5 protein-coding genes are annotated in these 5,030 nt (G+C 70.7%); 3 read left to right on the top strand and 2 right to left on the bottom strand.

The genetic code is table 11. The features are described 5' to 3' along the window. The coding region (locus B2U11_RS06790; protein ID WP_292070770.1) for an SDR family NAD(P)-dependent oxidoreductase at positions 1–466 on the bottom strand (466 nt) is incomplete at its 3' end. 128 nt (positions 467–594) lie between these two features. On the opposite strand from B2U11_RS06790, the gene B2U11_RS06785 reads away from it, so the two are divergent. The 3 genes from B2U11_RS06785 to B2U11_RS06775 are packed head-to-tail and all read left to right on the top strand — an operon-like array spanning position 595 to position 3,484. Further along, entirely contained in the window at positions 595–2,403 is a 1,809-nt protein-coding gene (locus B2U11_RS06785; RefSeq protein ID WP_292070769.1) for an aminopeptidase P family protein, read from the top strand. Beyond that, positions 2,385–2,795, top strand: coding sequence for a CidA/LrgA family protein (locus B2U11_RS06780; RefSeq protein ID WP_292070768.1), 411 nt, complete (start codon positions 2,385–2,387; stop codon positions 2,793–2,795). The genes B2U11_RS06785 and B2U11_RS06780 overlap by 19 nt, the downstream gene beginning before the upstream one ends. After that, on the top strand, positions 2,792–3,484 hold the full coding sequence (locus B2U11_RS06775; RefSeq protein WP_292070767.1) for an LrgB family protein: 693 nt from the start codon (positions 2,792–2,794) through the stop codon (positions 3,482–3,484). The genes B2U11_RS06780 and B2U11_RS06775 overlap by 4 nt, the downstream gene beginning before the upstream one ends. Here the strand turns inward: B2U11_RS06775 and B2U11_RS06770 are convergent. Then, positions 3,450–5,030: patatin-like phospholipase family protein (locus tag B2U11_RS06770; RefSeq protein ID WP_292070766.1), on the bottom strand; the 1,581-nt coding region annotated here is incomplete at its 5' end. The genes B2U11_RS06775 and B2U11_RS06770 overlap by 35 nt on opposite strands.

Raw genomic sequence — 5,030 nt, 5'->3', positions numbered from 1 at the left:
CGGTGATGTTGTAGCCCAGCATCTCGCTGTCGCCGCCCAGGCCCGAGATCGAGGCGGTGTTGACGATGCAGCCCCTGCTCTTCTTCAGATGCGGATAGGCGGCCCGGCATCCGTACAGCACGCCGTCGACGTTGACGGCCATGACCTTGCGATAGTCGTCCAGCGTCATGGTCTGCACCGTGCCGTCGCATCCGACGCCGGCGTTGTTGTGGATGACATCCAGAGCGCCGAAGCGATCGACGGCGGCCTGGACCATGCCCTCGACCTCGTCCTGTCGCGAGACGTCGACGATCCGGGTGATCACGCGCGACGTGTCCAGGCCGGACAGGGTCTCGGCGAGGCCATCTTCGTTCTGGTCGGCGGCCAGGACGTTGGCGCCCTCGCCAGCGAAGCGGCGGACGGCGGCCTGGCCGATGCCGGACCCGCCGCCGGTGACGATCACGGTCTTTCCTGAAAAGCGGCTCACGGGGGGCTCCTTTGGCTGCATAGGGGGGATGCGGGCACAACCGGACCGGCCACGGCCCGTTCCATCAGTAGATTTTGATCGCCGCGCAACGGGTTGAGCGGAACGCGCCCTGGGCCTAGGTGAAGACCATGCGCCAGACCTTCGACGAAACCACCGATCCGTCCTTCGGAGCCCGACACCTGCCCCTGCTGCGCGCCCGCATGGCCGAGCAGGGCCTGGACGGCTTCCTGATTCCGCATGAGGACGAGCATCAGAACGAGTATCTGCCGGACGCCAACGAGCGGCTGGCCTGGGCCACGGGCTTCACCGGCTCGGCCGGGGCGGCGGTGGTGATGGGCGACCGCGCCGCCATGTTCACCGACGGCCGCTACACCGTCCAGGTCAAGGCCCAGACCGATCCGGCCCTGTTCGAACGCTTCGACCTGGGCGATGTCGCGGCCTATCTGGAAGGTGCGCCCAAGGGGGCCGTGATCGGCTACGATCCGCGCCTGCACAGCCCCGACGCGCTGGTCCCGTTGCGAGGGGCGGCGCGCAAGGCCGGCGCCGAGCTGAAGCCGGTCGAGGTCAATCCGCTGGACCAGGCCTGGGGCGAAGACCGTCCCGCTCAGCCGGCCGCGCCGGTGGTCCCGCACCCGGATGAGTGCTCGGGCGAGAGCCACGCCGCCAAGCGAACACGAATCGGCAAGGCGGTCGCCAAGGCCGGCGCTGACGTGGCCCTGCTGACGGCGCCGTCGTCGATCGCATGGCTGTTCAACGTGCGCGGCGGGGACGTCATCCGCTCGCCCCTGCCGATCGGACAGGCGCTGCTGGCGGCGGACGGGACGGCGCGGCTGTTCCTGGATGCGGCGAAGGTGACCAACGAACTGCCCGCGTGGCTGGGCGACGACGTGCGGGTCGAGGCGCCCGAGCGGCTGGCCGAGGCGCTCGACGGTCTGGGCGGTCAACGGGTGATGATCGACCCCGCCCTGTCCTCGGCCTGGTATTTCGACCGGCTGGAGCAGGCGGGCGCGACGGCGGTGCGGGCGCCCGATCCTTGCGCCGTGCCGCGCGCGGTCAAGAACGCGGTGGAGATCGAGGGCAGCCGCCAGGCCCACATCCGCGACGGCGCCGCGCTGAGCCGGTTCCTGCATTGGGTCGACACCACGGCGCAGCAGACCCTGCCCGACGAGCGCGAGGTGGTCGAGGCGCTGGAGCGGTTCCGCGAGGAGACCGGCGCGTTGAAGGACCTGAGCTTCGACACCATCGCGGGCGCGGGACCGAACGGCGCCCTGCCGCACTACAAGCCCGTGACGCGGACCATCCGCCGGATCGAGAAGGGCTCGCTGCTGCTGGTCGACGGCGGCGGCCAGTATCTGGACGGCACCACCGACGTGACCCGGACGATGGCGGTCGGCGAACCGTCCGCTGAACAGCGGCGGATGTTCACCCTGGTGCTGAAGGCCCACATCGCCATGGCGACGATCCGCTTTCCGCCGGGGACCAGCGGCATGGCGCTGGACGCCGTCGCGCGCGCGCCGCTGTGGAATGCGGGCCTGGACTACGACCACGGCACCGGCCACGGCGTGGGCAGCTATCTGGGCGTCCACGAGGGGCCGCAGCGGATCGCCAAATGGGGCACGACACAGCCGCTGCTGGAAGGGATGATCCTGTCCAACGAGCCGGGCTATTACCGCGAGGGCCATTGGGGCATCCGCATCGAGACCCTGCAGGTCGTGACGCCGGCCACGGTTCCCGAAGGCGGGGAGCGGCCGATGCACGGTTTCGAGCAACTGACCTTCGCGCCGCTGGATCGCAAGCTGATCGACAGCGCGCTGCTGACGCCGGATGAACGGGCCTATGTCGACGCCTATCACGCCGAGACCCTGGCCAAGGTCGGCCCGCTGCTGGAGGGCGAGGCCAAGGCGTGGCTGACGGAGGCGTGCGCGCCCCTGTCATGACGATGATCGGCGCCATCGCCCTGTTGCTGGCCTGCCAGTTGGCGGGCGAGGCGATCCACCGGCTGACGGGTCTGCCGCTGCCAGGGTCGGTGATCGGGCTGGTGCTGCTGCTGGCCTGGCTGGCCGCGGTTCCGCGCGAACGACCGACGCTTCAGGCGGTGAGCGGCTGGCTGACGGCGCATCTGTCGATCATGTTCGTGCCGGCCGCCGTGGGCCTGATCGAGGAGGGCGGGCCCTTGTCGCGCTATGGCGTCGGCATCGTCGTGGCCACGGCGATCTCGACCCTGCTGACCATGGCGGTGACGGCGCTGGTGTTCCGCTGGGCCGTCGCGCGGTTCGGATCGGCCGAGGGCATCGCCGACGGCAAGGCGACGGGGGAGGTCGGCCCGTGAAGGACCTTGTGACCACGCCGCTGTTCTGGCTGGCCGTGACCCTGGTGGTGTTCGAGGGGGCGGACCAGTTGTCGCGTCGCAGCGGGCGTCATCCGCTGTGTCATCCGGTCCTTCTGGCCACGCCGGTTCTGATCGGCCTGCTGTTGGCGACGGACACGCCCTACCGTACCTACTGGAGCGGAACCCAGGCGCTGAGCTTCCTGTTGGGGCCGGCGGTGGTGGGCCTGGCCGTGCCCGTGTGGGCGCAGCGGGCGCTGATCCGGCGGCTGGCCGCGCCGATCGGCCTGGCCCTGCTCGCCGGCGCCGTGACCGCCATCGTCAGCGCGGTCGGCGTCCTGGCCCTGTTCGGCGCGCCCAGGGAGGTGCTGGCCTCGATCGCGCCGCGCGCCACCACCACCCCGGTCGCCATGGCGGTGGCCCAGCAACTGGGCGGCGTGCCGGCTTTAGCGGCGGTGATCGTGCTGATGGCGGGCGTGATCGGGGCGATGACCGCCACGCCCCTGTTCAACGCCTTGGGAATCCGCGACTTCCGGGCGCGCGGGATGGCCATCGGGGTGTCGGCCCACGGGTTCGGCGCGGCGCGGGCGTTCCAGGTGGATTCGACCGCCGGCGCCTTCGCCAGCCTGGGCATGGCGTTGAACGCGGTGGCGACGGCTACGCTTCTGTCCTTGCTGGCGCTTCTGCCGTGAGATCGATCTCGGGGCAGTTTCTCAGCTGCTCGATGGGGCAGGGCAGATCGGCCAGGGCCGCGCGCATGGCGTCGTAGCCGGCGGCCACCGGCTGGTCATAGACCTTCCAGTCGCGGATGTCGGCCCCGCCCGGATCGGGCAGGACCAGGACGTCGGCCTGGGCGCGGGCCTGCTCCATCTCGGCGTCCGTGGACAGGGTGGCCGAGCGCATCAGCACCGAGACGATGGGGGGGCCGCGCTTCCAGGCGCCCGACAGGATCCATTTCCACCAGGACGGCGGGTTCTGGAGCGTTTCCGGATCGACGCCCCGCGTCTGGGACATGTCCACGCCGACGATGGGACCGCTGTTCAGCTGACGCATCACGCCGGTGGGGAAGTTCTTCAATACGGCGCCGTCGACCAGCACCTGGCCGTCCATGACCACCGGCGGCATGACGCCGGGAATGGCGATGGTGGCGCGCATGGCCCGACGCAGCAGGCCGGTGCGGTGGATTTCCAGCTTGCCCGAGGTCAGGTTGGATGACACCGCGAAGAAGGGCAGGGGCATGTCCGCCATGTCGATGTCGCCGTAGGCGTCTTCCAGCAGGCCCGCGACCTTGCGCGCCCGGGTCATGGCGACCAGGGGAAAGGCGAGGTCGGACAGCGGATCGGACTGGACGAAGGCCTTGCGGATTTTTCGGTCCAACTCCTCGTCGGACCAGCCCAGCGCAGGGCCGGCGCCGACCACGGCCCCCATCGAGGCGCCGCCGATGAAGTCGAGCGGGATCCGCGCCTCATGTAGCGCGCGGACCGCGCCGATGTGGCAGTAGGCGCGCGCGCCGCCGCCGGACAGGACCAGGCCGACCGAGGTCCCGGTGACGACGCGGGCCAGGCGCTCGGCGTCCGAGGCCACGCCTTCCACGCAGTGAAACCAGCGGTCGGGACGAACCCCGTCGATCCAGACCCGGGTGTTGGCCGGCCGTGTCATGCGCGGATCGCGCAGCAGGATCAGATCGGTCAGCTGCCGTCCGTCGCCGAAGCCCGTGCGATGCGGCAGATTGCGCGGCGGCGCCAAAAGGCCGCTGCCCACCACGAACAGGCGATCGACCTGGCGCGCGCACAGAGACGCCCAGGCCGGCTGGTCCAGCTCGGCGACATAGAGGACATAGTCGTGGTCGTCCTCCACCCGGTTGAACCATTCGGCGGCCGAGGAGAGGGCGGTCTGGTCGATCACCTTGCAGGTGAAGCCCAAGGCCTGGATGGCGGCGGCGATGCGCTCCACGAAGGCGCGGATCGGGCGGGGGCGGGCGGAGACGAAGCCGAAGACGCTGGGTTCGGCCGCGCCGGCGGTGCGCTCGCGCGCGCGATGGATCATCAGCCGCGACAATTCCACCATCAGATCCGGCTCGGACCGGGCGGCCTCGAAGAAGGCGTCGCGGGGCAGGGCCAGGATTTCGGAATCGCGCAGGGCCACGACGCTGGCCGTGTGGGGCGTCCCGGCCAGCATCGCCATTTCGCCGACCGGCTCTCCGGCGCGGACGACGCCCAGGAACTGGGCCGGCTGGGC

The organism is Brevundimonas sp. UBA7534, assembly GCF_002479325.1.
In the GTDB taxonomy this organism is placed as follows: Bacteria; Pseudomonadota; Alphaproteobacteria; order Caulobacterales; family Caulobacteraceae; genus Brevundimonas.
The sequence above is the reverse complement of the archived record's forward strand: the minus strand, read 5'-3'. Positions and strand labels throughout refer to the sequence as shown.